The sequence below is a fragment of the Nocardioides houyundeii genome (assembly GCF_002865585.1).
Classification (GTDB): Bacteria; Actinomycetota; Actinomycetes; order Propionibacteriales; family Nocardioidaceae; genus Nocardioides; species Nocardioides houyundeii.
This window is the reverse complement of sequence record NZ_CP025581.1, coordinates 417,048-442,758: the sequence shown is the minus strand read 5'-3', so window position 1 is coordinate 442,758 and position 25,711 is coordinate 417,048. Positions and strand designations below refer to the sequence as shown.

Genomic DNA, 25,711 nt, shown 5'->3' with positions numbered 1-25,711 from the left:
GATCTTCGCGGTCGACGCCACCAGCCTAGTCACTCAGCGCCGGGAAGGTCTCCGGCGCCTGGCTCAGGTTCCCCTACGATGACGGTCGAGGGCCGCCCCCGCGGCCCCACGAGGGGGAGTCATGACGGACCAGAGCACCCAGACCGTGGGATCGACCGACGTCGTCGCCGACCGGACCCGAGCATTCGTGGCGGTGGCGGTCGGCCTGGTCGGTGCGCTCGGCGGTGGGAGCCTCTCCAACGCGCTGTCGGCGCTGTTCAGCAGCAGGTTCCTCTCCGACGTGATGACGGAAGGGCGGCTGGTCTGGATGGTGCCGCTCGGCATGCTCCCGGCGTTGATCGGCCTCGTCGCCGTGATGCTGGCCGTTCCGCTGCGCCGGTCCCCCGACCCGTTGACCGTGCCCCTGGCCACGACCGCCGTCGTGCTGGGGTCGCTGGCGCTCGCGGGTGGCCTGGTGGTAGCGGTCCTGGGCTTCTTCCAGGACTACTGACCGGCGGTCCCCCGCTGACGAGAGGCGTCAGTCGTCGATCCCCAACGCGGCCCGCGCCTTCCGCGCCCACGCCGGCTCCTCGCCGTACTGCTGGAACTTCACCAGCCGACCCTTGGAGCAGGCTTCGACGAGCTCAGCGAGCCGCTTCGCCACGGTCGCCTCACGCTTGGCCGACGTCACCCACGAGACCACGGTGCGCCGGTACGACGGGGTCCCGGCCGCCCAGAAGTCCGCTGCGGGCGGCGTCTCCTCCAGTCGTGACTGCATGACCGCGGGCAGCTGGTCGTCGTTCCCGTTCTCGAACGAGTAGATCCCCGACCGGTCGGCCTGGCGCCGCTGGAAGGCCGCAAGCCCGGCGGGGTGCATCCGCCCCTCGGCGGTCAACCGCTCCACGTGGGCGATGTTGACGTTGCTCCAGTTGCTGCCCGCGCGTCGCGGCGTCCACCGCTGCCGCCGAGAGTCCTCGTCGATCGGCTGGGAGACCGAGTCGATCCACCCGAAGCAGAGCGCCTCGGGGACCGCCTGCTCCCACGTCAGTCCCCGGTCGGGCACGTGCTTCTTCCTCAGGCCCATCCACAGCTCCGGGGCGGTGTCGTGGTTGGCCTCCAGCCAGGCGCGGAACTCCTCGGGCCCGCGGAAGAAGGTCGCGGGTCGCTCGGGAGTGCCGCCAGGAGTTCCGACAGGGTTTCCGACAGGGTTTCCGGCCATGGGTCCACGCTAGGGCCAGCCGGGGACACCCGCGAGCCACTCGGCCTCAGCCCCGCCAAGCCGCCTCGTCGCTGAGGTCCGCGTGCGCCACGATCCAGCTGTGCATCGCGATCGCGGCGGCAGCGCTGGCGTTGATGGAGCGGGTGGAGCCGAACTGGGCGATGGAGAAGGTGCCGTCGCACGCCTCGCGCGCGGCGGCGGAGAGCCCGGGGCCCTCCTGGCCGAAGAGGAAGCAGACCCGGCGCGGCACCTGCATGGTCTCCAGGTGGGAGGAGCCAGGCAGGTTGTCGATCCCCATCAGCCGCACCGGCTCCGGCAGCGAGTGCAGGTAGGCGGCGAGCGCGTCGGCGTCCTCGTGGTGCCGCACGTGCTGGTAGCGGTCGGTGACCATGGCGCCGCGTCGGTTCCACCGCCTGCGCCCCACGATGTGCACCTCGGCGGCCAGGAACGCGTTCGCCGAGCGGACGATGGTGCCGATGTTGAAGTCGTGCTGCCAGTTCTCGATCGCGACGTGGAAGTCGTGGCGCCGGGTGTCGAGGTCGGCGACGATCGCCTCCACCGTCCAGTAGCGGTAGCGGTCGACCACGTTGCGCCGGTCGCCCTCGGCGAGCAGCCGGGCGTCGTACTGCGCGCCTGTGGGCCACTCCCCCTGCCACGGACCCACGCCCACCTCCGCGGGGCCGTGCGGCATCGGGTCGTACGGCGCCCGCTGTTCCGGGGCGACGGAGGGGTCGGTGGGGTGGTCGGGCATGGGGGAAGGGTAGGTGCCCCCCGATAGGGTGTGCCCCGTGACCGAACTGATCGCACTCGTCCATCCGCTCCTGCTCGGGATGGACTGGATGGATCCCAACTGGCTCCTCAGCAGGTTCGGCGAGGAGCTGTTCTGGCTGAGCCTGGCGATCATCTTCATCGAGTGCGGTCTGTTCTTCCCGTTCCTGCCCGGCGACTCCCTGCTCTTCGCGATGGGACTGTTCATCGCCGGCGAGAAGATCGACGTCTTCCCCGGCCCGCCCGTGGTGGAGCTGTTCGCGGCGCTGCTGCTGTTCACCCTGGCCGGGTTCCTGGGCAACGTCACCGGCTACGAGATCGGGCGAGCCCTCGGACCGCCGCTCTACGAGCGTGACGGCAAGATCCTCAAGCGCAAGTACTTCGACCAGACCCAGGTCTTCTTCGACAAGCACGGCAACAAGGCCCTGGTGATCGGCCGGTTCGTGCCGTTCGTGCGCACCTACATCACCGTGGTCGCCGGCGTGACGCTGATGAACCGCAAGCGCTTCTTCACCTGGAGCGCCGTGGGCGCCGTGGCGTGGGTCCTGAGCATCACGCTGCTCGGCTACTTCCTCGGCAAGACCTTCCCGGCGCTGGGCGACAGCATCGACAAGATCATCATCGCCGTCGTCGCCTTCTCGGTGATCCCGGTCGCCTTCGAGTGGATCCGGCACAAGCGCACCCACGCCCCGGAGGCCGAGGACCGCGACCACGACGGCCGTCCCGACCGCGACATCCTGGGTCAGGACGTCGACTGATCGCCTTACGGGGCTGAGGTCGGCGGACCGGACGCCGAGCGCCCGGGTCCGCCGAACGTCTCGCGCTCGGCCAGGTCCTGCTGCCGGGTGATCCGCTCGTTCTCGGCCGGGTCCAGCCTCAGCTGCTCCGGCAGCGCCTGACGGCAGCCCGCGCCGGCGCAGTCGACGTACTGCTCCCAGACCTGGTCCAGGCGGGCCAGCAGCGCGGTGTCCGGTCCGGCGGCGAGGTTCTCCAGCTCCAGGGGGTCGCGGTCGAGGTCGTAGACCTCGCGCTCGCCGGTGGCGTAGCGCACCACCTTCCACCGCCCCAGGCGTACGCCGACGGTGCCGAGGCCGTCCCAGTCGGGCTCGCTGTCGGCGGCCGCCTCGTAGCCGGCCTCGGGCATCCGCCCCTGGATCACCACCGCCCGCGACCATCCCCGGTCGCCCTGGGCAATCAGCGGTCGCAGGTCCGTGCCGTCCGCGCCGGGCAGCTCCACCCCGGCGTACGCCGCCAGCGTCGCCGACAGGTCCAGGGTGGTGACCGGGTCGAACCGGGTGCCCTGCGGGACACCGGGGCCGCGGATCAGCAGCGGCACCCGGATCGAGGGCTCGTGCAGGTTGATCTTGCCCTGACGCTTGCGGTGCTCACCGAGGTAGTAGCCGTTGTCGGAGGTGAAGACCACGACCGTGTCGTCCGCCTCGCCGATCTTCTTCAGGTGTGCGAACGTCTCCGCGATCCGGTCGTCGAGGACGGAGAGCGCCTCGGCACGCTGCCGGGTGACGGTGCGCAGCACGTCGCGCTCGGTGTCACTGAGCTCCGGGAGCAGCCGCAGGTAGCGGGGCTTGTCGGAGACGTCTGCCTCGGGCGACCCGGACGCCGGCACCCCGGCACCCTTGCCGATCTCGTCGTCGAAGCGACCGCGCACCTCGTCCGGGCGGGCCGGGGTGACCCAGTTCACCCCGAAGCCGTCGCTGCGCTTCACGGTGCCCGGGTCGTCGTCCTCGATCGGGGCGCCGTGGTGCGGCGCGACGGGGTTCCACCACACGAACCACGGCCGGTCGGGGTCCTGCGAGAACGCGTCCACCACCTCGCCGGTCTGCTCTGCGGTCAGGTCGGTGCTGTAGCGGCCGGGCCAGCTCACCTGCTCGCCGTTGACGTTGGCGGTGAGGTGGAAGTAGTCGTAGGTGCCGCCGGCGCGACCGCGCTTGTTGTCCAGCCCGGCCCACCACTGGGTCCAGCCCGGCGGCACGTAGCCGCTGGAGTCCTCCCCCGCCAGCGTCGGCTGTACGCCGTACCCGTTGAGGTACTTGCCGATCAGCGCGGTCGAGTAGCCGGCGTCGGCCAGCTGCGTGGCCAGGGTGACCGAGTCGTCGAAGGCGCCGAAGCCGTACGGAGGCTCGTGGCTGAGCACCCGGTGGTTGTGGGAGTACTTGCCGGTCAGGAAGCTGGCCCGCGCCGGGCAGCACAGCGGGTTGGGCGAGAACGAGTTGAGGAACTGCAGGCCCTTGGCCCCCAGCAGCCGCGAGGTGCGGGGCATCCAGACCAGCTCGTCGGCGCGCATGTCGTCGGTCTCGATGACCAGCAGGTTGGGCCGGGTGGGGTCCGCGGGACCGCTGCCCACGGCGGTGGGCGACGGCGCACTCGAGGCGACGTCCGCCGGGTTCCCCCCGCCCGAGCAGGCCGCGGTGACCAGGCAGAGACCGGCCAGGAGTGCGGCGGCCGCCCGCGTCCGCCCGCTCATCCGCCCACCATGACGTCGAGCACGACGAAGCCGACCGCGGCCACGCACGACACGAGCCCGGGCAGCATTCTGACCAGCGGACTGACGTGCGTCCTGACCTGCGGCTCGAGGGGGTCCTGCAGCGGGTCGTCGTCCTGCCGGGCCAGCCACCCGACCTCGCCCACCAGGACCACCGCCCCCACCAGGGCGATCGGCAGCGCCGGGAGGGAGGCGACCGTGACGTCGCCGAGCGTGAACGCGATGAGCACCTGAACGGCGAAGACGACCGCCGCGCCCAGGCCGATCCGCCACGGCGCGGCGTGCATCACCGTGGACAGGTACCTCGGGATGAGCAGCACCAGCAGCGCGGCGAGCAGGAGCAGCGCCACGGTGCTGGCGTCGAGCTCCACGCTCTCACCGCGCCACGCGGGCCCTCCGGCGTACACGACCGCGAAGAAGCCGAGGAGCACGAGGAGGCCGCCGAGGACCGCCCGCCGCACCCCCCGCTCCGCGTCGGGGGCTGGCGCCAGGGCGAGCGCGTCGGCGTACTCCCGGGGGCTGCCGAACGCCTCCTCGGCGCTGGTCCCGGAGTCGCGCAGGAACTCCCGCGCGGTGGCCACCGCGTCCCCGATGTCCCGGCCGCTCACGTCCTTGAGCCGCAGCTCGAGCGTCAGCTCGTCGAGCCACGCCTTGTGGTCCTTGTCGAGATCGGTGGTCATGAGGCCCCCTGGTGCTCGTGCAGGTGCTCGCGCACCATGCCGGTGAAGTCGTCCCACAGCTCGCTCTGCCGGCGCAGCTCCTCGACGCCGTGCGGGGTCAGCGAGAAGTACTTGCGTCCCGGTCCGCCCTCGCCGGCGCGCCACTCCACGCTCACCCACCCGGCAGCCTCCAGGCGGCCGAGCAGCGGATAGAGGGTGCCTCCCTTGACGGCGCCCAGGCCGGCGTCCTCCAGCACCCCGGCCAGCGCGTAGCCGTAGGTGGGCCCCGGCGCCAGCGCGCGGAGCACGCACAGCGTCAGGACTGCGCGGGTCCAGTCGCTGGGCCAGGTGGGTGCGGGCATGCTAGATGGTCTCACTACCTAGTCAGCCTGTCTAGCGGGTGCAGTGATCCCCGGCTATGCGGGGATCCCGACGGTTAGAGGGGCTTGCATGCCCCCCTAACCCGCAGAACACCCGCCTAGGCGGGGATCCCTGCACCCCCCGCCTCACCCCTGGACGGCGTCCAGCTCCGCCTTCGTCAGCACCGGGCGCACCTCGAGCCCGACGTCGGCGAGCGGGTTCTCACCGGCGGGCGAGCGGTCAATGGCGCAGACCACGACCTCGACGATCGCGCCGGCCGCGCGCAGCTCGCGGGTGGCGTCGCGGACCGCGCCCCCAGTGGTGATGACGTCCTCGATCAGCGTCACCCGGCGACCGGCGACGTCGGGGCCCTCGGCGAGCTTGCAGGTGCCGTACTCCTTGGCCTTCTTGCGCACGAACAGCGCCGGGAGCCCGGTGCGGGCGCTGACCATGGTGGCGATCGGCACGCCGCCGAGCTCGAGTCCGCCGAGCAGCTCGGTGCCCTCGGGCAGCAGCCCGACCATCTGCTCGGCGACGCGGGCGAGCAGGGTGGGCTGGGACTCGAAGAGGTACTTGTCGAAGTACTCGGTCGCCTGCTGGCCCGAGCGGAGGGTGAACTCTCCGGTGAGGCGGCAGCAGGCGTCGATGTCGGCGGCGAGGGCCGGGTCCTGGAGGGAGTCGCTCATGAGGCGATCCTTGCACCCGGGCTGCGGGCTACGCTCGCAGGCATGCACTCCCACGCGACTCGGCTGGACGGCATCCCGCCCACGATCTTCACCCAGATGTCGGCGCTGGCGGTGCGCACCGGAGCGCTGAACCTGGGGCAGGGCTTCCCCGACTCCGACGGCCCGGCGAGCGTGGTGGAGGCGGCGCGCAGCGCGCTGGCGCAGGGCCGCAACCAGTACGCGCCCGGTCCCGGCACCCCCGAGCTGCGCGCGGCGATCGCCCGGCACCAGCAGCGCCACTACGGGATCGAGCTGGACCCCGAGCGCGAGGTGGTGGTCACCACCGGCGCCACCGAGGGGATCGCCGCGGCCCTGCTGGGCCTGGTCGACCCCGGCGACGAGGTGGCGGTGCTCGAGCCCTACTACGACTCCTACCTGGCGATGATCCAGATCGCCGGCGGGGTGCGCCGACCGGTCACCCTGCGCGCCCCGACTTCCGCCTCGACGCCGAGACGCTGCGCACCGCGATCACGCCCCGGACCAAGGTGCTGCTGCTCAACAGTCCGCACAACCCGACCGGCACGGTGCTCACCGGCGCCGAGCTGCAGTTGGTCGCCGACGTGGCCATCGAGCACGACCTGGTGGTGGTCACCGACGAGGTCTACGAGCACCTGACCTACTCCGGCCACACCCACGTCCCGATCGCCACGCTGCCCGGGATGGCCGAGCGGACCCTGACGCTGTCCAGCTCGGGCAAGAGCTACTCGCTGACCGGCTGGAAGATCGGCTGGGCGACCGGGCCGGCCGACCTGGTGGGCGCCCTGCTGTCGGCCAAGCAGTGGCTGACCTTCACCTCCGGCTCCCCGCTGCAGCCCGCGATCGCGCACGCCCTGGACGCCGAGCCGGAGTGGCCGCGCGAGCTGGCGCGCTCCCTGGAGTCACGCCGCGACCTGCTCTGCGAGGGGCTGGCCGCGGCGGGACTGTCCCCCGGATCCCCGAGGGCACCTACTTCGTCACCACCGACATCTCGGCGCTGGGCTGGACCGACGGCCTGGCCTTCTGCGAGGCCCTGCCGGAACGGGCCGGGGTGGTGGCGATCCCCACCCAGGCCTTCTACGACGACGTCGACGCGGGGCGCCACCTGGTGCGGTGGGCGTTCTGCAAGCAGCCGGACGTCGTCGCCGAAGGGGTACGTCGACTGGTCGCCGCCGAGCTGCGCGCCTGAGGCAGCAGGCGCGCCTGAGGCGGCGGGGTCAGCGGCTCTGGAACCAGGCCTGGACGTCCGGGCGGCGCAGCAGCACGAACACCACGGCCCCGGCCAGCACCGCCAGGATCATCGGCGGCGCACTCAGGGCGCCCACCAGGCCGAACACGGCGGTGGCCACGGCCGAGCCCAGGAGCAGGCTGCGCCCGCCGGGGCGGCGGCGCATCACCAGGACCGCGGCCACGATCGCGACCAGGCACCACAGGGCGACCACGGCACCGACGCCCAGCACGGTGTTGACGACCAGGTCCTGGGTCACCCCCTCCTGCTCGAGCAGGTCGGGCTGCTGCTTCTCCAGCTCCTCCATCACCGCGTCCGGGGAGGTGCCGACCAGCACCATGCTGCCCACCGTGGAGAGCAGGGTGAAGCCGGCGCAGACCCAGGTGAGCACGGCGGCCGCCACCACGGCACCGGGCCGGCCGCCGGGGGCGGCGGCGCCGGGCGCGGCCGGCTTGGTGAGCGACACGGCGCCGGGGGCCTCCCAGCTGGGCTGGTCCCCGAAGCCGTGCACCGGGCGGGCACCCTGGTCCGGGACCTCGGGGTCGGCTCCGGTCGTGCCGGAACCGTTCTCGGCGGGCGGCGCCGAGGACTCGACCGAGGCCTGCACCGGCGGCCACGGCACCCGCTGGTCGGGGACCGCGGGGGCGGGCTTGCCGGCGAACCAGTTGCGCGCCGGCTGCAGCCACAGCAGCAGCGAGGCCGCGGCGACCAGGGAGGAGGTGAACCCGCCGGTGACGAGCCCGCTGAGGAACAGCGGGACGGCGAGCACGGTGAGACCCACCCGCGCGCCGCGGTTGCGCTGCAGCACGTGCCATCCCAGGACGGCGGCCGCCGCCGCGCACGCCGCGGTGACCAGGGCGGTCGCGCGCAGGATCTGCAGCACCTGCTCGACGTCGAGCCCCAGCGTGCTGGGTGCCTCGGAGAGGAAGGTCTCGACGCTCTCCCGCGTCTCCAGGGAGCGCAGTCCGGTGACGACCTCGACCGCGGAGACCACCACGAGGAAGGACCCCACGATGATCATCCACGCAGCCAACGTCACCTGAGGGGGTCTGGGCAGCGCGGGAGAACTCACCCGCTCATCTCATCATGGGGGACAAAATGCGCGACACCTCGCCTGCGGGGCACCGGGGTGCCGGGCAGACGAGGTGTCGGGAGGCCAGGCCTCAGACGAGCACGAGCCCGTCCTCGCCCCGTTCGACGCGCACGGTGCCGCCGTCGGTGACCTGGCCGGCGATCAGCATCCGGGCGAGCGGGTCGCCGATGGCGGTCTGGATCAGCCGGCGCAGCGGCCGGGCGCCGTACGCCGGGTCGTAGCCGGTCTCGGCGAGCCACTGCCGGGCCTCGTCGGTCACCTCGATGGTGATGCGCCGGGTCGCCAGCCGCTTCTCCAGCAGGGCCAGCTGGAGGTCGACGATGTGGGTCAGCTCCTCCTTGGTCAGGGCGTCGAAGATGACGATCTCGTCGAGGCGGTTGAGGAACTCCGGCTTGAAGCTGGAGCGGACCACCGTCATCACCGACTCCTTCTTGGCGTGCTGGTCCAGCGTCGGGTCGACCAGGAAGTTGGAGCCCAGGTTGGAGGTCAGCACCAGCAGCGTGTTGCGGAAGTCGACCGTGCGTCCCTGGCCGTCGGTGAGCCGTCCGTCGTCGAGCACCTGCAGCAGGATGTCGAAGACCTCGGGGTGCGCCTTCTCCACCTCGTCGAGCAGGACCACCGAGTAGGGGCGCCGACGCACGGCCTCGGTGAGCTGGCCGCCCTCGTCGTAGCCGACGTACCCGGGCGGGGCGCCGACCAGGCGGGAGACCGAGTGCTTCTCGGAGTACTCGCTCATGTCGATGCGCACGATGGCCCGCTCGTCGTCGAACAGGAAGTCGGCCAGGCTCTTGGCGAGCTCGGTCTTGCCGGTGCCGGTGGGGCCCAGGAAGAGGAAGGAGCCGGTGGGCCGGTTGGGGTCGGAGATCCCGGCGCGCGAACGGCGTACGGCGTCGCTGACGGCCTGGACGGCCTGGTGCTGTCCGACCAGCCGCTGGCCGATCTCGGACTCCATGTCCAGCAGCTTCGCGGTCTCGCCCTGCAGCATCCGTCCGGTGGGGATGCCGGTCCACGCCTCGACCACCTCCGCGATCTGCTCGGAGCCGACCTCCTCGCCCACCAGGGGCTCCAACGTCGTGGTCTCGGCGGCGGCGGAGTCGGCCAGGGACTGCTCCAGCTGCGGGATCTGCACGTAGAGCAGCTCGGAGGCCTGGCGCAGGTTCTCCTCGCCGCCGTCGCGCATCAGCTTCTCGGCCTGCATCCGCACGGTGTCCAGGCGCCGGCGCAGCTCGCCCTCGCCCTCGAGCGAGGACTTCTCCCGTGCCCACCTGGCCTCGAGCGCCCGCAGCTCCTCCTCGTGGTTGGCGAGGTCGCCGCGCAGCACCTCGAGCCGTTCGCGGGAGGCCGGGTCGCTCTCCTTCTCCAGGGCGAACTCCTCCATCTTGAGGCGCTCCACCGAGCGGCGCAGCTGGTCGATCTCCTCCGGGGAGGACTCGATCTCCATCCGCAGCCGGGAGGCGGCCTCGTCGATCAGGTCGATCGCCTTGTCGGGGAGCTGGCGGCCGCTGATGTAGCGGTCCGAGAGGGTGGCGGCCGCCACCAGCGCGGCGTCGGTGATCCGCACGCCGTGGTGCGCCTCGTACTTCTCCTGGATGCCGCGCAGGATCTGGATGGTGTCCTCCACGCTCGGCTCGCCGACGAAGACCTGCTGGAAGCGACGCTCCAGGGCCGGGTCCTTCTCGATCCGCTCGCGGTACTCGTCCAGCGTGGTGGCGCCGATCATGTGCAGCTCGCCGCGGGCCAGCATGGGCTTGAGCATGTTGCCGGCGTCCATCGAGGAGTCGCCTCCGGCGCCCGCACCGACCACGGTGTGCAGCTCGTCGATGAAGGTGATGATCTGGCCGCCGGCGTCCTTGATCTCCTCCAGGACGGCCTTGAGCCGCTCCTCGAACTCGCCGCGGTACTTCGCCCCGGCCACCATGGCGGACAGGTCGAGGCTCAGCACCCGCCGACCCTTGAGGGAGTCGGGCACGTCGCCGGCGACCACGCGCTGGGCCAGGCCCTCCACCACGGCGGTCTTGCCGACGCCGGGCTCGCCGATCAGCACCGGGTTGTTCTTGGTGCGGCGACTGAGCACCTGCACCACGCGCCGGATCTCGGAGTCCCGCCCGATCACCGGGTCGAGCCGGCCCTCCTGGGCCGCGGCAGTCAGGTCGACGGAGTACTTCTCCAGCGCCTCGTACGTCGACTCCGCCTCCTGGCTGGTGACCCGGCGGTTGCCGCGCACCGCGGTGAGCCCCTCGCGCAGGACCTCCGCGCTGAGCCCGGAGTCGGTGAGCACCCGCTGTGCGTCGGACTGCACGCTGGCCAGCGCGACGAGCAGGTGCTCGGTGGCGACGTACTCGTCCTTCATGGAACCGGCCAGGTCCAGGGCCGAGGCCAGCACCCGGGTCAGGGCCGAGGAGGCCGCCGGCTGCTGGACGGTGGCGCCGGTCGCGGTGGGCAGCGCGGAGAGCGCGGCCTCGGCGCGGGCCAGCACGACCGCCGGGTCCAGCCCGGACTTGGCGATCAGGCTCCGGGCGATCCCGTCCTCCTGGCGCAGCAGCGCGACCAGGAGGTGCAGCGGGTCGGTCTGGCTGTTGCCGCCGGTGGTGGCCGCGATCTGCGCGGCCTCGATGGCTTCACGACTGCGGGTGGTGAACTTGTCGGCTCCGAACTGGCTCACGTCAGGCTGACCTTTCTGGTGACGAGGTGATCTTCGAGCGGGGCGGCACGGCCGGTCGGTTGCTCCACATCCATTGTCCTCCCGCACCGGTGAAACACGCCAGAAGTTGAGTGCATTCCACTCAACTTCGACTATTGCCGCGACTTGGACTATTGCTGCGGGAACGCTCTTCGCCGTGGCACGATTGCCCCCGGTCAGCACCCGGGCGTGGAGGAATAGTGAAGCTGTTTCGCGGTCAGTCCGCCGACAAGAGCAAGTCGGCGGTCCCACAGGAGAGCGTGGTCGAGCCCACGCAACCCCAGCCGACGCTCGAGTCGTTGCGCTATCCCGGACCGATGCGCGTGGTCATCGTCGACGACGACGAGGAGGTGCGCTTCGTGCTGCGCATCGCCCTGGACGCGGCCGAGTTCGAGGTCGTCGGCGACGCCGGTGATGCCGAGAGCGCCATGGCGCTGATCGGGGCCGAGAAGCCCGACATCGTGCTGCTTGACCTGCACATGCCCGACATTGGCGGCCTGGAGATCCTGCCGCTGATCTACGAGGACTCCCCCTTCACCAAGGTCGTGGTCTGCTCCGCGATCTCGGCGACCTACATGACCGAGGCCGCCCTCAAGGAGGGCGCCTGGGGCTACATCGTCAAGGGCGTCTCGGCGAAGTCGATCACCGAGCACCTCAAGCAGATCGGCCTCACGGGCGCGGTGCGCCCGATCCGGCCCTACCCGCTGGGCCGGGACTTCGCGAGCCGCGACACCACCGCGGAGAGCCAGCTGCGCGGCTGAGTGGGACCATGGGCCGGTGATCCGCGCCCCCCTCCCCCTGCTCAGGGCCGACTGCTCCTCGTGTGCGGCCCTGTGCTGCGTGGTGACCCCGTTCCGCGCCGACTCCGGCTTCGGGGTGGACAAGCCGGCGGGTCCGGCCTGCCACCACCTGTCCTCCGCCGATCGGTGCACCATCCATGAGTCGCTGCGCGAGCGGGGCTGGCCCGGCTGCACCGTCTTCGACTGCTTCGGCGCCGGGCAGCAGGTCACCCAGGTGACGTACGCCGGCCGCTCCTGGCGCGACCCGGGCGCGGACCGGGGCGAGATGGCGGCGGTGCTCTCGGTGATGCGGATGCTGCACGAGGCGCTGCGACACCTGGTGGAGGTGTCGCAGCGCTCCCCCGCCCCGGACGCCGAGGTGCTCCTCGCCCAGCTCGCCGACGCTGTCGCGCTCTCCCCCACCGAGCTGCTCGTGCTGGACATGGACGAGGTCATGGGCCAGGTCGGGGCCCTCCTGCGCGCCGGGTCCGCGCGGCTGCGACCCACTGACGCCTCCGACCTGTCCCGCACCGACCTCAGCGGACGGGACCTCCGGTCGGGCGCTCACGGGGGCGCCACGCTCAAGGACGCCGACCTGCACGGCGCGCTGCTGCTGGCAGCCGACCTCCGGGGACTCGACCTGGGCCGGGCCGACCTGCTCGGGGCCGACGTACGGGACGCGAACGTGCAGGATGCGCGGCTGAGCGACGTGCTCTACCTCACACAGTCCCAGGTGAACGCTACCCGCGGAAACGCCCGCACCGCCCTACCGGCCGGGCTCGAGCGTCCCGGCCACTGGCCGCGCGAGGGCGCCGAAGGACCGGGGGCGACAGGCCCGGAAGAGTAAAAGATCCTGGTTCGCCCCGCGCTCCGCGCGCAGCGGTGGCACTGTGCGGGAGGACCGCTGGAGGTACCAGCGGCAGCAGTCCTGGAGGTCTCGTGCGCTCCCCCACAACCAAGTTCTACGCCGCATCGGTGTCGCTCTTCCTCGCCCTCGCGGCCACCGTCCTGGTCGCCCCGGGCGCCTCTGCCGCCCCCGGCACGGCCACCGTCCAGGGCACGGTGACCGTGCCCGCGGGCCTGTTCGCCGACGACGTCACCGTCAGCGCCTACCAGAACGTCGGCTCGCCCGACAGCCCGGAGTGGCGGCAGGCGACCAACACCTGGGTCGAGCCCGACGGCAGCTACACCGTGCCGGACCTGGCTCCCGGCACCTACCGCCTGGGCTTCGAGCACCCGGGTCTGGTCGAGGAGTTCTACGACGACGTCACCGACGTCGAGCAGGCTCAGGACATCACCGTCGGCGACGGGGACGTCAAGACCGGCTACGACGCCGAGCTCGCCCGCGGTGGCGAGATCTACGGCACCGCGACGCTGGCCTCGACCGCTCCCCAGGTGGAGGTCTACGCCTACCTCTACCAGTGGAACGCGGCCGAGTCCTACTGGGCCAGCATCGACTGGGCCTTCGTGGACGCCGACGGCGGCTACGCCTTCGACCCCCGGGCCGACGGCACCTACCGGGTCGGCTTCACCGACGACTCCGGCATCCACGCCGACGAGTACTACGACGACGCCGCCCGCGTCGAGGACGCCACGGACGTCGTGGTCACCAACCGCACCGACGTCCAGGTCGACGCCGAGCTGGCGCTGGCCGGACACATCATGGGCCGGGTGACCGGCCCCGAGGGCCTGGCTCTCCCGGAGGCCCAGGTCACCGTGAGCACCCTGGTGCGCGGCGCGTGGGTGCCGGTCGCGTGGGCCTACTCCGACGCCGACGGCTTCTACGACGTGGAGCGGCTGCTGGCCGGTACCTACCGGCTCCAGTTCGACGACTGGTCGACCAACTGGTTCGACTCCAAGTTCTACCCGAACGCCGGCACCATCGAGGAGGCCGCCGACGTCACGGTCACCGCGGGCAACATCGCCCCCGGCGTCAACGTCACCCTCGGCACCCCGGCGGACGGCTACGTCCCGCCGACTGACGAGCCGACTGACGAGCCGACCGACGAGCCGACCACGCCGCCGGCCCCGCCCGCCCCGGTCCCGGTCCCGCCTGTCGTCCCGAGCGTGCCCGCGACCATCGGTTTCGGCACCCCGCAGGGCACCCCGGTCGCCAAGGGCTCGGCCAAGGTCGGCGGCGCCCTCAAGGCGGTCGTCGGCAAGGTGACGCCGTCCAGCGCCAAGGTCAAGATCCAGTGGTTCGCCAACGGCAAGAAGATCAAGGGCGCGACCAAGGCGAAGTTCAAGATCACCAAGAAGTACGCCGGCAAGAAGCTGCAGGCCAAGGTCACCGCCAAGGCCCCGGCTACCCCTCGCTGGTGATGAAGACGAAGCCCAAGAAGGTCAAGCGCTAGAAGCCACGTCGGCGCCAGACGACCAGGGACTGCGGCGGCTCGGGCCGCCGCAGCACCGGCAGCCGGTTGACCGCGCTGACGGTGGCCCCCATCGGGTTGGCCCTCCGGCGCAGCAGGTCACGGGCCGCCGCAAGCTCTGCCTCGAGCTCTGCGTTGCGGGCTCGCAGCTCGGCGACCTCGGAGTCCAGCGCGAGGATCCGCCGTACCCCGTCCAGCCCGATCCCGGAGCTGGTCAGGCTGGCGATCTCGCGCAGCAGCTCCAGGTCACGGTGGGAGTAGCGACGTCCCCCGCCGCTGGTGCGCCCGGGCCGGATCAGGCCCATCCGCTCATAGGTGCGCAGGGTCTGGGGATGCAGCCCCGTCAGCTCCGCCGCGACCGAGATGACGTAGACCGCGGCGTCAGGCGATGGGGCCCCGGGGCCGCTCATCAGGCACCCTGGAACAGGTTCGTGCGCAACGGCCGGTCAGTGGTGGCGTCCCGGTAGGCCTCCACGGCCTCGCGAGCCGCCTGGTTGAGCACTGCCGGCACCTGCACCTCGACGGTCGCGAGCAGGTCGCCCTTGGTGCCGTCCCGCCTGGTCACGCCCTTGCCGCGGACCCGGAAGGTGCGGCCGCTCGGAGTGCCGGCCGGGATCTTGAGCGTCACCGGCATGCCCCCGAGCGTCGGAATCTTCACCTCCGCCCCGAGGGCCGCCTCGTCGAAGGAGACCGGGACCTCCAGGGTGAGGTTGTCGCCCGTGCGCCCGAAGACCCGGTGCTTGCCGACCTTGACGGTGACCAGCAGGTCACCGGCCGGTCCGCCGTTCTCGCCGGAGCCGCCCTTGCCCTTGAGCCGGATGCGCTGACCGTCCTTCACCCCGGCGGGGATGCGCGCCTGGATGGAGCGCGAGGACACCCCGCGGCCGCTGCCGTGGCAGGTGGGGCAGGGGTCGTCGTAGACCAGCTGGCGACCGCCGCAGGTCGGGCACTGCTCGTTCATCGAGAAGGCACCGCCGACCGAGGACACCACGTAGCCGGCGCCCTCGCAGGTGGTGCACACGTGCGGCTTGGTGCCCGGCTTCCCGCCCGTGCCGTGGCAGGTCGGGCAGGCAGCGTCGGAGGTCAACCGGAGGGAGATCGTCACTCCGTCGATGGCGTCGGTGAAGCTGATGGTCGCCGTCGTCTCGACATCGGCGCCCCGCTGGGGTCGCGCCTGGGCGCGTCCCCGCTGCCGGCCACCCCCACCTCCGAACAGGTCGCTGAAGACGTCGCCGAACCCGCCGCCGGCACCACCGGCACCGGGCTGGCCCCGGTCCCCGAAGAGGTCGTTGAAGTCGAACCCGCCGGCACCGCCGCCGGTGCTGCGGCCGCCGAAGCCGCCGGATCCGTAGAGGGAGCGCATCTCGTCGTACTTCTTGCGCTTCTCGGCGTCGCCGAGGACGTCGTAGGCCTCCGCGATCTCCTTGAACTTCTCGTGCTTGGCCTCGTTGCCCGGGTTGGAGTCGGGATGGTTCTCCCGGGCGAGCTTGCGATAGGCAGTCTTGATCTCCGAGGCGGAGGCATCCTTCTTCACCCCCAGCACGGAGTAGAAGTCCTTGCCTGCCCAGTCGGCACGCATGCCGTCGGTCGCGCTCACTCGCTCACCCTCCTCTCGCCATCGTTCTCATGTCGCCCGAACCTGCGCGCCGCACCGCGGTGCGGTGACCGCGGTGCGGCTTGCAGTGTGTCTGTTCGGGCTGTCGTTCCTCGGGCACCACGCTCAGGAGCTGGGCGGGATACCTGTCTCGGACGCCGGGTCCGGCTCGCCGCTCTGGTCCTGCGGCTCCCCGGTCGACTGCTCGGAGTCGGCCGGCGCCGCCGGGCTGGACGCGGGGTCCACCACCAGCACCTGAGCGGCGCGGACCACCCGCTCGCCCATCCGGTAGCCGCCCTTGGCCACCACCTTGACGGTGGTCACCGCGACGTCGGGGTCCTCGCCCAGGTGGCTGAGCGCCTCGTGCAGCTGCGGGTCGAACGCGTCGCCCGCGGCACCGAAGCGGGACAGCCCGGAGACCGCGACCGCCCGCTCGAGCTGCTCGGCGACCGCCTTGAACCCGCCGTCGACCTCACCGGCCTCCCTGGCCCGGTCGACGGTGTCGAGGACCTCGATCACCGGAAGCAGCGCCTTGTACGCCGCGTTCTCGGCCACCAGCTGGCGGTCCCGGTCGACCCGGCGCTTGTAGTTGAGGTACTCGGCCTGCAGCCGCTGCAGGTCGGCAGTCAGGGCCGCGACGTCGGACCGCGCCTTGGCGATGTCCTCCTCCGCCGTGCTGGAGTCGGCCGGCTTGTCGCCGGACTTGTCAGCCGTCCGGGCCGGGGCCGAGGCCCCCTGATCAGTCAGGGGTGCCTCGACCTCGGTCTCGGCCGCCATCTCGCCGGCGCCGGCCCCGAAGGTCCCGTCCGCTGCGGGCGGCTCCTGGGAGCCCCCCGCCGAGCCAGTGGGGGGAGGAGTCACTTGGCCTCACCGTCGCCTGGCTCGTCGACGATCTCGGCGTCCACCACGTCGTCGTCGGACTCGCCCGTCGAGCCGTCGCTGCCTCCGGCGGCGGCCTGGTCGGCCTCCGCGGCGGCGTACATCGCGGCGCCCATCTTCTGGCTGGACTCGTTGAGCTTGTTGACCCCGACCTGGATCGTCTCGGCGTCCACCTCGGTGTTCTCCAGCGTGGCCTTGAGGGCCTCGACGTCGGCGGTCACCTCGGTCTTGACGTCCTCGGGGATCTTGTCGCCGTTGTCGGCCAGGAACTTCTCGGTGGTGTAGACGAGGCTGTCGGCCTGGTTGCGGGCGTCCACCGCGGCACGACGCTTGGCGTCCTCCTCGGCGTACTGCTCGGCCTCCTTGACCATGCGGTCGATCTCGTCCTTGCCCAGCGCGGAGCCACCGGAGATCGTCATCGACTGCTCGCGGCCGGACGCGTGGTCCTTGGCGGAGACGTGCACGATGCCGTTGGCGTCGATGTCGAAGGTGACCTCGATCTTCGGCACGCCGCGGGGAGCCGGCGGCAGACCGGTGAGCTCGAAGTTGCCCAGGGGCTGGTTCTGCGCCCACATCTGGCGCTCACCCTGGGCGACCTTGATCTCCACCGACGGCTGGTTGTCGTCCGCGGTGGTGAAGATCTCCGAGCGCTTGGTCGGGATGGTGGTGTTGCGCTCGATCAGGGTGGTCATCACGCCGCCCTTGGTCTCGATGCCGAGGCTCAGCGGGGTGACGTCGAGGAGCAGCACGTCCTTGACCTCACCCTTGAGCACGCCGGCCTGCAGGGCCGCACCCAGGGCCACGACCTCATCGGGGTTGACGCCCTTGTTGGGCTCCTTGCCACCGAGCAGGTCCTTGACGACCTCGGCCACAGCCGGCATCCGGGTGGAGCCACCGACGAGGACCACGTGGTCGATGTCCTTGACCGCGACGCCGCCGTCCTTGAGCACCGACTGGAACGGCGTCTTGGTGCGGTCGAGCAGGTCTGCGGTCATCTTCTGGAACTCGGCGCGCGTCAGCTTCTCCTCGAAGTGCAGCGGGCCGGACTCGCCGTGCGTGATGTAGGGCAGGTGGATCGTGGTCTCGCTGGAACTGGAGAGCTCGATCTTCGCCTTCTCCGCAGCCTCCTGCAGGCGCTGCTTGGCGATCTTGTCGGCGGCCAGGTCCACGCCGTTGTTCTTCTTGAACTTGTCGACCATCCAGGCCACGACGCGGTTGTCCCAGTCGTCGCCACCGAGGTGGTTGTCACCGGAGGTCGCCTTGACCTCCACGACGCCCTCGCCGATCTCCAGCAGCGAGACGTCGAACGTGCCGCCACCGAGGTCGAAGACGAGGATCGTCTGGTCCTCGCCCTTGTCCAGGCCGTAGGCCAGGGCGGCCGCGGTGGGCTCGTTGACGATGCGCGAGACGTTGAGGCCGGCGATCTCGCCCGCCTCCTTGGTCGCCTGGCGCTGGGCGTCGGAGAAGTACGCCGGCACGGTGATCACGGCGTCGGTGACGGGCTCACCGAGGTAGGCCTCCGCGTCGCGCTTGAGCTTCTGCAGCACGAAGGCGCTGATCTGCTGAGAGGTGAACTTCTTGTCGTCGATCTGGGTGCTCCAGTCGGTGCCCATGTGGCGCTTGACGGAGCGGATGGTGCGGTCCACGTTGGTGACGGCCTGGCGCTTGGCCACCTCGCCGACCAGCACCTCGCCGGACTTGGTGAAGGCGACCACCGAGGGAGTGGTCCGGGCGCCCTCTGCGTTGGCGATGACGGTGGGCTCGCCACCCTCCAGGACGGCGACGACGCTGTTCGTCGTGCCGAGGTCGATGCCGACAGCACGTGCCATGTTGGGTTACCTCCGTTGTCGCGTCCCGGGAACGTCCCGGGAAAGATCTGGTGACGCCATCCTGCGCCCTTGGGAGCGATTCTGGCAAACAAGTTGAGTGGCTTCAACTCAACTTCGTTCATGGAGTTCAACGCACGTACGTCCGGGGATTGTTCCCGAACGGGGGCCGATTTTCCCAGGCGAGACCGCCGACCTGAGGAGGCGGACGTCCCTCAGCCGCGGTCCCCGGGCCGGGAGCGGGGTCGGGCGGCCACCTTGCCGTCGGTGGTCACGATCCAGACCGTCAGCGCCACCCCCGCGAGCACCGCGAGGGTGAAGAAGCTCAGCGCCACGCCGGGGACCCCGAAGAGTCGCGGCCCCTCGTCGACCCGCATCATCAGCGCGGCGCCGACCAGCATCGCCGCGATCACCATCCCCAGGGTGATCCGGTTCGCGACCCGCAGCAGCACGGTGTGCAGCCGCTCCTCGTCGAGGGCGTCGACCCGGACGTTGAACTCCCCGGCGGCCAGGTTGTCCAGGATGCGGTTGGCGCGGCGGGGCAGCAGCTTGGCGAACTCCTTCGCCTCGATCGCGGCAGCCATGATGCCGCCTGGGCTCACCCCGAGCCCGCTGGCCAGGATGGCGGAGACGTTGTCGCGCAGCGCCTCGGCCGGGGAGAAGTCCGGATCGAGGTGCAGGGTGGAGCTGTCCAGGTTGAGCAGCGCCTTGCCGATCAGCGACATCTCCGCCGGAGGACGCAGCCCGTGCAGCCCCGAGAGCCGGCTCAGCTCGACCAGGACCATGCCGGCCTGCAGGTCCGGGCCGGCCCCCACGGCCTCGGAGACCAGGTGGGCGACGTCGTTGCGGAAGGCCCCGGCGTCGTAGTCCGGCAGCTGGTGCCCCATCTCGGCGAGCACCGCGGCGACCTCCTCGCCGTCGCCGTCGGTGATGGCGAGCAGGAGCTTGACCACCTTGTCCTGCAGCCGCGGCGGCACCGAGACGACCATGCCGAGGTCCAGCAGGGCCAGCCGGCCGTCGTCGGTGAGCAGCAGGTTGCCCGGGTGCGGGTCGGCGTGCAGCACCCCCTCCCCGAGCATCAGGTGCAGGTAGCAGGCGAAGAGCTGCTCGGCCACGGGAGCGGAGTCGAGGTCCAGGAGTGCCAGCTTGCCCAGCTCGGTCACCTTGCGTCCCTCGACCAGGTCCATGGTCAGCACCCGGCCGGTGCTCAGCGCGGGCACGGGCTGCGGGACCAGCAGCAGGTCGTAGGGCTCGACGAGCCTCCCAAAACGCTGCAGGTTGCGCGCCTCGCGGCGGTAGTCCAGCTCCCCGGCCAGGGACTGGCGGAACTGGGCGACCAGCTTCTCGAAGCCGTAGCGCCGCCCCACGTCGGTACGCCGGTCGATCATGGCGGCCAGGCTGGCCAGGGTGTCCATGTCGGCGCGAGCCACGTCCCGGGCCTCGGGACGCTGCACCTTGACCACCACCTCCCGGCCGTTGCGCAGGGTCGCCCGGTGCACCTGGCCCAGGCTGGCCGCCGCCATCGGCTCCGGGTCGAAGTCGCCGTACAGGTCCTCCAGGCGCCCGCCCAGCTCGGCCTCGACGATCTCGCGCACGGCTTCGAACCCGAACGGCGTGACGTCGTCCTGGAGCCGCGCGAGGGCCTGGGTGTAGGCCGCGGGCAGCAGGTCGAAGCGGGTGGAGAGCAGCTGGCCCAGCTTGATGTACGTCGGACCCATCTTCTCCAGGTCACGGGCGAAGGCCTCGGCCTTGTCGTCGTCGCCCAGCGGCGGGTCGTCGTCGTGGCTGAACTCGTCCATCTCCAGCCCCTGGAGCAGGTCGCCCCGGCCGTGCCGATAGGCCAAGCGGGCGATCCGGGCGTAGCGCCGGAGCGGGGAGTCGGTGCTCTCGGGCGCTTTCGCGGTGCTGGTCATGGACGACGAGGATGCCACGCGACGGCACCCGGTGGGTGGATACGGTGAGTGACATGGACCTCCCCCACCTCCCCCTCCACGACGGCACCTCCATCCCCCAGCTGGGCCTGGGCACCTACAAGGTGAGCGACCAGGACGCGCAGCAGGTGGTCGCGGCGGCCCTGGAGCTGGGCTACCGGCACATCGACACCGCCCAGATGTACGGCAACGAGGCCGGCGTGGGGCGGGCGCTGCGCGAGTCCGGCGTACCTCGCGAGGAGCTCTACGTCACCACCAAGCTGGACAACCCCAACCACGAGCCGGCCCGGGCTCGGCGCAGCCTGGAGGAGTCCCTGACCAAGCTCGGGCTGGACCGGGTCGACCTCTTCCTGATCCACTGGCCGCTGCCCTCGCGTGACGACTACGTGACTGCGTGGCGGGCCCTGGTCTCCTTCGTCGAGGAGGGCCTGGTCACCTCCGCCGGGGTCTCGAACTTCCAGCCCGACCACCTGGACCGGGTGGTCGCCGAGACCGGCGTGGTGCCGGTGGTCAACCAGGTCGAGGTGCACCCCTTCTTCATCAACGAGGCGGTCCGCGCCGCCAACGCCCGGCACGGCGTGGTCACCGAGGCCTGGTCCCCCATCGCCAGGGGCGCGGTCTCCCGGTCCGAGCCGATCGTGGAGATCGCCGACCGGCTCGGCCGTACGCCGGCCCAGGTCACGCTGCGCTGGCACCTGCAGCGCGGGGACGTGATCTTCCCGAAGACCACCCACCCCAGCGGATGCGGGAGAACGCCGAGATCCTGGACTTCGAGCTGACCTCGGAGCAGATGGCCACGCTCAGCGGCCTGGACCGTGGCCCCGAGGGCCGCACGGGTCCGGACCCGGACCTCTTCGGCTGAGCGAGGCGACGCCCGGCTCAGTCGATCGTCCGCCCCCACTGCTCCAGCAGCTGGGCCAGGCGCGAGCGCTCCGCGGCACCGAGCCCGGCGAGCAGCCGGTGCTCGTTGGCCACGTGCTCGGTCACCAGGCGGTCGACCAGCTCGAGCCCGTCGGGGGTCAGCGCGACGTCGCAGGAGCGTCCGTCGCGGGGGCTCGCGGACCGCTCGACCAGTCCGGCTGACACCAGGCGGTCCACCCGCTTGGTGACCGCCCCCGAGGTCACCATGGCGCTGTCGGCCAGCTGGCTGGGGGTCAGCCGGTACGGCGCTCCGCTGCGGCGCAGGGTGGCCAGCACGTCGAAGTCCCCCTCGCCCAGCCCGTGGGCGGCGAAGACGGGGCGCAGCTCGGCTTGGAGCCGGTCCGCGAGCCGGTGCAGGCGCCCGATGACCCCCATCGGAGAGACGTCGAGGTCGGGGCGCTCCCGGGCCCACTGGTCCATGATCCGGCCGACGTGGTCGGGCTCGCTGCTCATGGGGTGGACCTTACCTTCCCTGGAAGGTAAAGTCTCTTCCGTGGAAGACACCTCCGCCTCCTGGCGCACCGTCCTGCTGGCGGCCGTCGCGCCGATCACCTGGGGCACGACGTACGTCGTCACCGAGGAGCTGCTGCCGCCCGGCCGTCCGCTCTTCGCGGCGTTGGTGCGCGCCCTGCCCGTGGGACTGGTCCTGCTCGCCTGGACCCGGACCCTGCCGCGCGGGGACTGGTGGTGGAAGGCGCTGATTCTGGGGCTGTGCAACATCGGGCTCTTCTTCCCGCTGATCTTCGTCTCGGCCTACAACCTGCCTGGCGGGCTCGCCTCCACGCTGCAGGCGACCTCCCCGCTGGCGGTGATGGGGATGGCGTGGCTGGTGCTCTCCGAGCGCGCCCACGCCGTCCGGCTCGCCGCGGCGGTGGTCGGCCTGGTGGGGGTGGCGCTGCTGGTCTGGCAGACCCCTGACGGCGTGACGGGCGTGGGCCTGGCAGGTGCGTTCGGGTCCGTGCTGATCTCGGCGCTCGGGTTCACCCTGATCAAGCGGTGGCACCCGCCGGTGGACATGCTGACGCTGGTCTCCTGGCAGCTCGTGGTCGGCGGCCTGGCCATCCTGCCGGTCGCGCTGCTGGTCGAGGGCGCGCCGCCGGCGCTGGACCGCGACGCGGTGCTCGGACTGGCCTGGATCGCGGTGGTGGGCACCGGGCTGGCCTACTTCTGCTGGTTCACCGCGCTGCGCGCGATGCCCGCGGGCGCCGTGGCCCTGGTGGGCCTGCTCAACCCCCTGGTCGGCACGGTGCTCGGGGTCGTGGTCGCCGCCGAGGCCTTCGGGCTCCCCCAGGCGCTCGGCATGCTGCTGGTGCTCGGCGGGGTGCTGGCCGGCCAGACCGGAGCGACCAGGCGTCGGCGTGCTGCGCAAGAATCGGCGCCGTGTCCGCAGAGACCGAGTTCCGCCTCCGAGACGTAGCGGTCACCGCGTACGGGCCCACGATCGTCAACTCGATCGGGCACGGCGCGGTGATGCCGGTGCTGGCTCTGCACGCCCGCGACCTGGGCGCCGACGTGGCCACCGCCGCCTTCGTGGTGGCCCTGCTGGGCATCGGCAGCATGCTGACCTCGCTGCCGGCCGGCGCCCTGATCGCCCGGATCGGGGAGCGCCAGGCGCTGTTCACCGTCGGGTTCGTGGACGCGGCCGCGATGGTGTGGGCCGGCCTGACGCAGTCGCTGCTCGGCCTCGGAGCCGCCGTACTGCTCAGCGGGATGGCGTGGACCACCTTCCTGATGGCCCGTCAGGGCTTCATGATCGACGTGGTCCCGGCCCACTACCGGGCCCGGGCGCTGGCCGGGCTGGGCGGCAGCCACCGGGTGGGGATCTTCGTGGGGCCGCTGCTCGGCGCCGGGCTGATCCACTTCTTCGGCCTCGGGTCGGCGTTCCTGCTGGCCGCCGGCATGTCGGTGGCCAGCGCCCTGCTGGCCCGGATGATGCCCGACCTCGGTGCCTCGGAGCGGGCCGAGGCCCGGGCCTCGGGCCACCTCCCGGTGCTCTCGGTACTCCGCGCGGAGCGGCGGTCGCTGGCCACGCTCGGAGTCGCGGTGATCGTCATCGGCGTGAGCCGCTCCCTGCGGGTCGGGCTGCTCCCCCTCTGGGCGGACCACGTGGGGCTCAGCGCGAGCACCACGTCGCTGATCTTCGCCGTGGCCGGCGCGATCGACATCGCCTTCTTCTTCCCGGGCGGCTGGCTGATGGACACCTACGGCCGGATGGTCGTGGCACTGCCCGTGGTCGCCTCCGTCGCGGTCGCCAGCTTCGTGCTCCCCCTGGCCACCGCCGCCTGGTCGGTGACCGCGGTGATGGTGCTCATCGCCGTCGGCAACGGCCTGGGCTCCGGCATCGTGATGACGATCGGCGCGGACACCGCGCCCGTGGCCGGCCGGGCGCAGTACCTCGGCGGGTGGCGGCTGTGCGGCGACATCGGCAACAGCGGCGGCCCGCTGCTGGTCAGCGCCGTGGCCGCCGTCGCCCCGCTGGCCATCGCCTGCCTGGTGCTCGGTGTGCTGATGGTGCTGGGCACCGGCTGGGTCGGCTACTGGACCCGACAGCTCGACGTACGGCTGCGGGGCGCGGGGGGCGCCTGACCTGCCTGGCGCGAGGCCGCAGTCTCCGCTTCAGGCTCAGCCGACGGTGACGACGACCTCGTTGGAGGCCAGGCCGGAGTCGGTGTCGAGCACCCGGAACTTGGTCTCGCCGCCCTGGCCGGTCTGGACGTACGTCGCGAAGGTCTCCCCGCTCACCGAGACGGTCACCGGGAAGGCCGCCCAGCCGCCGTTCTCGAACCGCTGCACCTGCAGGATGGCGCCGTCGCCCTGGGGGTAGGAGCCACTGAGGTCGATCTGCTGCATCGCCGCCACCGTCGACTGGCCGGCGGTGAGGGTGATTGCCTTCTCCGGCGGCGCGGAGGTGGTCGGGGACTCGGGCACGGGCGTCACCACCGTGCTGGTGGGCGTGGGACCGGTGGCGTCCAGGGTGATCTGGGGGCCGGTGGGCCGCACCGTCTCGGACGGGGTGGGCAGGTAGAGGGACTCACCGGAGGTCACCTTGGTGTCCGATGCCGTGGCGGTGTCCTCGCCGCCGAGGCCGAGCACCTTGCTGCCGATCAGCACCCCGACACCGGCGAGCAGGCCGACGACCAGGGCCACGCCCACCAGGGCGAGGATCCCGGCGAGCACGGGGCGCTCTTCGAGCGACGGGCGGTCGGGCACGGGGGCTTCTCCTCCGGACGGATCGGGTCGGGCGCCCCCATTGTTCCATCTCGGCGGCGGGCGTCCACCTTCGTCGTCATCTGGTCTCGGTCCAGGCCCCGCGGCAGGCGGCGATCAGGCCTGGACGGGCCCCGCGGCGACCACCTCGTGCACCAGGACCGGCTTGCCCTGCAGGTCCGCGCAGCTCTGCCGCACGGCCTCCCCGGTACGGGTCAGGACGCCCACCTGCCACGGCGTGCCGTCGGCGCTCAGGCTCACCACGCCGTCGGCCTCACCGGTGACGACCACGTCACCGAGGCCGTCGAGCCCGGTCTCCTCCACCACGTGCAGCTGCGCCACCTGCGCCGCTGGGCTGACGCCGGCCCTGCCGCGGGAGAAGCCGAGGGGGTGCCGGCCGGCCTGGAGCTCCTCGACGGCCAGCACGGCTGACTCGTGGTCCAGACGTCCCAACGTCACCGCGCTGGGGAACGCCAGCAGGGTGGCGGCGAAGCGGTGCCCGCCGAGGTGGTTGATCTCCCAGGTCGCCTCCGGCCAGCGCGCCCCCAGGGCGGCCGTCACGGGCCGGCCCAGCTCGGCGCAGCACACGTCCCGCCGCCCGTTGGTGCAGACCAGCAGGAGCTCGTCGTGGTACGGCGTGAGGTCCAGGCCGCGGCCCGCGATCAACGGGGTGAGGTCCATCTCGAGCAGCTCCGAGACATCGCCCAGCACCGCGGTCTCCAGCCGTACGGCGGACTCCGACACGTGGGCGGTGAAGATCCGCACCCCCGGCCCCGAGATGCCGCCGTGCCTGCGGATCAGCTGCACCCGGACCCCGGTCAGGCTGCTCAGCAACACCCGCACCGCTTCGGGAAGCCGGCTCTCCTCCAGCGCCTGCCGACCCCAGGCCCCGGCGTACTCGACGAACAGGTACGTCGTCTCCGTGGGCGCGGTGCCGGCCAGCGGCTCCCCGGTGCTGCGGCTGGCCACGGCGCACCGCAGCGTCGGGGACTCGGTCTGCGGCTGGCTCACGCAG

General features: G+C 71.8%; 24 protein-coding genes and 2 pseudogenes. 10 read left to right on the top strand and 16 right to left on the bottom strand.

Features of this window, described 5'->3' with window-relative positions; translation table 11 throughout:
* The first annotated feature begins 121 nt into the window (after positions 1-121).
* Positions 122-490 (top strand): hypothetical protein, encoded by a 369-nt coding sequence (locus C0R66_RS02170; protein ID WP_101523314.1) that lies wholly within the window; start codon positions 122-124, stop codon positions 488-490.
* Positions 491-517: 27 nt separating this feature from the next.
* Here C0R66_RS02170 and C0R66_RS02165 read toward each other — a convergent pair whose 3' ends face one another.
* Positions 518-1,198 carry a YdeI/OmpD-associated family protein gene (locus C0R66_RS02165; RefSeq protein ID WP_101523313.1) on the bottom strand — a complete coding sequence of 227 codons (681 nt, stop codon included), beginning with the start codon at positions 1,196-1,198 and terminating at the stop codon, positions 518-520.
* Between the two features lie 46 nt (positions 1,199-1,244).
* Positions 1,245-1,889: a TrmH family RNA methyltransferase gene (locus C0R66_RS02160; protein ID WP_101525985.1), complete on the bottom strand. Its 645-nt coding sequence runs from the start codon at positions 1,887-1,889 to the stop codon at positions 1,245-1,247.
* A 97-nt stretch (positions 1,890-1,986) separates the two neighbouring features.
* On the opposite strand from C0R66_RS02160, the gene C0R66_RS02155 reads away from it, so the two are divergent.
* Positions 1,987-2,724 (top strand): DedA family protein, encoded by a 738-nt coding sequence (locus C0R66_RS02155; RefSeq protein ID WP_240311787.1) that lies wholly within the window; start codon positions 1,987-1,989, stop codon positions 2,722-2,724.
* Between the two features lie 5 nt (positions 2,725-2,729).
* Here the strand turns inward: C0R66_RS02155 and C0R66_RS02150 are convergent, their stop codons facing one another.
* The 4 genes from C0R66_RS02150 to pyrE form a co-directional block, all read right to left on the bottom strand.
* Positions 2,730-4,448, bottom strand: coding sequence for a sulfatase family protein (locus C0R66_RS02150; RefSeq protein WP_101523312.1), 1,719 nt, complete (start codon positions 4,446-4,448; stop codon positions 2,730-2,732).
* Positions 4,445-5,146 carry a hypothetical protein gene (locus C0R66_RS02145; protein WP_101523311.1) on the bottom strand — a complete coding sequence of 234 codons (702 nt, stop codon included), beginning with the start codon at positions 5,144-5,146 and terminating at the stop codon, positions 4,445-4,447. Before C0R66_RS02145 ends, C0R66_RS02150 begins: the two co-directional genes overlap by 4 nt.
* Entirely contained in the window at positions 5,143-5,487 is a 345-nt protein-coding gene (locus C0R66_RS02140; protein ID WP_101523310.1) for a PadR family transcriptional regulator, read from the bottom strand. Before C0R66_RS02140 ends, C0R66_RS02145 begins: the two co-directional genes overlap by 4 nt.
* A 144-nt stretch (positions 5,488-5,631) precedes the next feature.
* Complete coding sequence (pyrE, locus tag C0R66_RS02135; protein WP_101523309.1) at positions 5,632-6,171, bottom strand: orotate phosphoribosyltransferase; 540 nt, start codon at positions 6,169-6,171, stop codon at positions 5,632-5,634.
* A 42-nt stretch (positions 6,172-6,213) separates the two neighbouring features.
* Between pyrE and C0R66_RS02130 the strand changes: the two are divergent.
* A pseudogene (locus C0R66_RS02130) lies at positions 6,214-7,088 on the top strand (aminotransferase class I/II-fold pyridoxal phosphate-dependent enzyme); the annotation flags it as partial.
* Positions 7,058-7,375: a hypothetical protein gene (locus C0R66_RS20055; RefSeq protein ID WP_338418209.1), complete on the top strand. Its 318-nt coding sequence runs from the start codon at positions 7,058-7,060 to the stop codon at positions 7,373-7,375. The pseudogene C0R66_RS02130 and the gene C0R66_RS20055, both read left to right, overlap by 31 nt.
* Before the next feature lie 28 nt (positions 7,376-7,403).
* Here the strand turns inward: C0R66_RS20055 and C0R66_RS02125 are convergent, their stop codons facing one another.
* Together C0R66_RS02125 and clpB are read right to left on the bottom strand one after the other, a co-directional pair.
* A complete protein-coding gene (locus C0R66_RS02125; RefSeq protein WP_158647842.1) occupies positions 7,404-8,453 on the bottom strand; it encodes a hypothetical protein in 1,050 nt (349 codons plus the stop codon).
* 124 nt (positions 8,454-8,577) lie between these two features.
* A complete protein-coding gene (gene clpB, locus C0R66_RS02120; RefSeq protein ID WP_101523307.1) occupies positions 8,578-11,169 on the bottom strand; it encodes an ATP-dependent chaperone ClpB in 2,592 nt (863 codons plus the stop codon).
* 218 nt (positions 11,170-11,387) lie between these two features.
* Between clpB and C0R66_RS02115 the strand changes: the two genes are divergently transcribed.
* The 3 genes from C0R66_RS02115 to C0R66_RS02105 all read left to right on the top strand — a co-directional run bounded on the left by C0R66_RS02115 (position 11,388) and on the right by C0R66_RS02105 (position 14,288).
* Entirely contained in the window at positions 11,388-11,948 is a 561-nt protein-coding gene (locus C0R66_RS02115) for a response regulator transcription factor (RefSeq protein WP_101523306.1), read from the top strand.
* Between the two features lie 16 nt (positions 11,949-11,964).
* Positions 11,965-12,813 carry a pentapeptide repeat-containing protein gene (locus C0R66_RS02110; protein ID WP_101523305.1) on the top strand — a complete coding sequence of 283 codons (849 nt, stop codon included), beginning with the start codon at positions 11,965-11,967 and terminating at the stop codon, positions 12,811-12,813.
* A 92-nt stretch (positions 12,814-12,905) separates the two neighbouring features.
* The gene (locus C0R66_RS02105; RefSeq protein WP_101523304.1) at positions 12,906-14,288 is read left to right on the top strand and encodes a peptidase associated/transthyretin-like domain-containing protein; all 1,383 of its coding nucleotides are present in this window, start codon (positions 12,906-12,908) and stop codon (positions 14,286-14,288) included.
* Between the two features lie 28 nt (positions 14,289-14,316).
* Here the strand turns inward: C0R66_RS02105 and C0R66_RS02100 are convergent, their stop codons facing one another.
* From C0R66_RS02100 to C0R66_RS02080, 5 genes are all read right to left on the bottom strand, one after another.
* Positions 14,317-14,748: a heat shock protein transcriptional repressor HspR gene (locus C0R66_RS02100; protein ID WP_101523303.1), complete on the bottom strand. Its 432-nt coding sequence runs from the start codon at positions 14,746-14,748 to the stop codon at positions 14,317-14,319.
* Positions 14,748-15,917, bottom strand: coding sequence for a molecular chaperone DnaJ (gene dnaJ, locus C0R66_RS02095; protein ID WP_101525983.1), 1,170 nt, complete (start codon positions 15,915-15,917; stop codon positions 14,748-14,750). Before dnaJ ends, C0R66_RS02100 begins: the two co-directional genes overlap by 1 nt.
* A gap of 141 nt (positions 15,918-16,058) precedes the next feature.
* Entirely contained in the window at positions 16,059-16,793 is a 735-nt protein-coding gene (grpE, locus tag C0R66_RS02090; protein WP_241901542.1) for a nucleotide exchange factor GrpE, read from the bottom strand.
* Positions 16,790-18,640, bottom strand: coding sequence for a molecular chaperone DnaK (gene dnaK / locus C0R66_RS02085; protein ID WP_101523302.1), 1,851 nt, complete (start codon positions 18,638-18,640; stop codon positions 16,790-16,792). The genes grpE and dnaK overlap by 4 nt, the downstream gene beginning before the upstream one ends.
* Before the next feature lie 212 nt (positions 18,641-18,852).
* On the bottom strand, positions 18,853-20,550 hold the full coding sequence (locus tag C0R66_RS02080) for an ABC1 kinase family protein (RefSeq protein ID WP_101525981.1): 1,698 nt from the start codon (positions 20,548-20,550) through the stop codon (positions 18,853-18,855).
* 53 nt (positions 20,551-20,603) lie between these two features.
* On the opposite strand from C0R66_RS02080, the pseudogene C0R66_RS02075 reads away from it, so the two are divergent.
* Positions 20,604-21,430 (top strand): annotated as a pseudogene (locus C0R66_RS02075) (aldo/keto reductase).
* Between the two features lie 17 nt (positions 21,431-21,447).
* On the opposite strand, the gene C0R66_RS02070 reads toward C0R66_RS02075, so the two are convergent.
* Positions 21,448-21,942, bottom strand: a complete 495-nt coding sequence (locus C0R66_RS02070) for a MarR family winged helix-turn-helix transcriptional regulator (RefSeq protein ID WP_101523301.1) — start codon at positions 21,940-21,942, stop codon at positions 21,448-21,450.
* A gap of 40 nt (positions 21,943-21,982) precedes the next feature.
* On the opposite strand from C0R66_RS02070, the gene C0R66_RS02065 reads away from it, so the two are divergent.
* Entirely contained in the window at positions 21,983-22,906 is a 924-nt protein-coding gene (locus tag C0R66_RS02065; protein WP_158647841.1) for an EamA family transporter, read from the top strand.
* Positions 22,870-24,075, top strand: coding sequence for an MFS transporter (locus tag C0R66_RS02060; protein ID WP_241901541.1), 1,206 nt, complete (start codon positions 22,870-22,872; stop codon positions 24,073-24,075). The genes C0R66_RS02065 and C0R66_RS02060 overlap by 37 nt, the downstream gene beginning before the upstream one ends.
* Before the next feature lie 36 nt (positions 24,076-24,111).
* On the opposite strand, the gene C0R66_RS02055 is transcribed toward C0R66_RS02060, so the two are convergent.
* Positions 24,112-24,699: a hypothetical protein gene (locus tag C0R66_RS02055; protein WP_101523299.1), complete on the bottom strand. Its 588-nt coding sequence runs from the start codon at positions 24,697-24,699 to the stop codon at positions 24,112-24,114.
* A gap of 114 nt (positions 24,700-24,813) precedes the next feature.
* A complete protein-coding gene (locus C0R66_RS02050) occupies positions 24,814-25,707 on the bottom strand; it encodes a sucrase ferredoxin (protein WP_101523298.1) in 894 nt (297 codons plus the stop codon).
* Positions 25,708-25,711 lie beyond the last annotated feature (4 nt).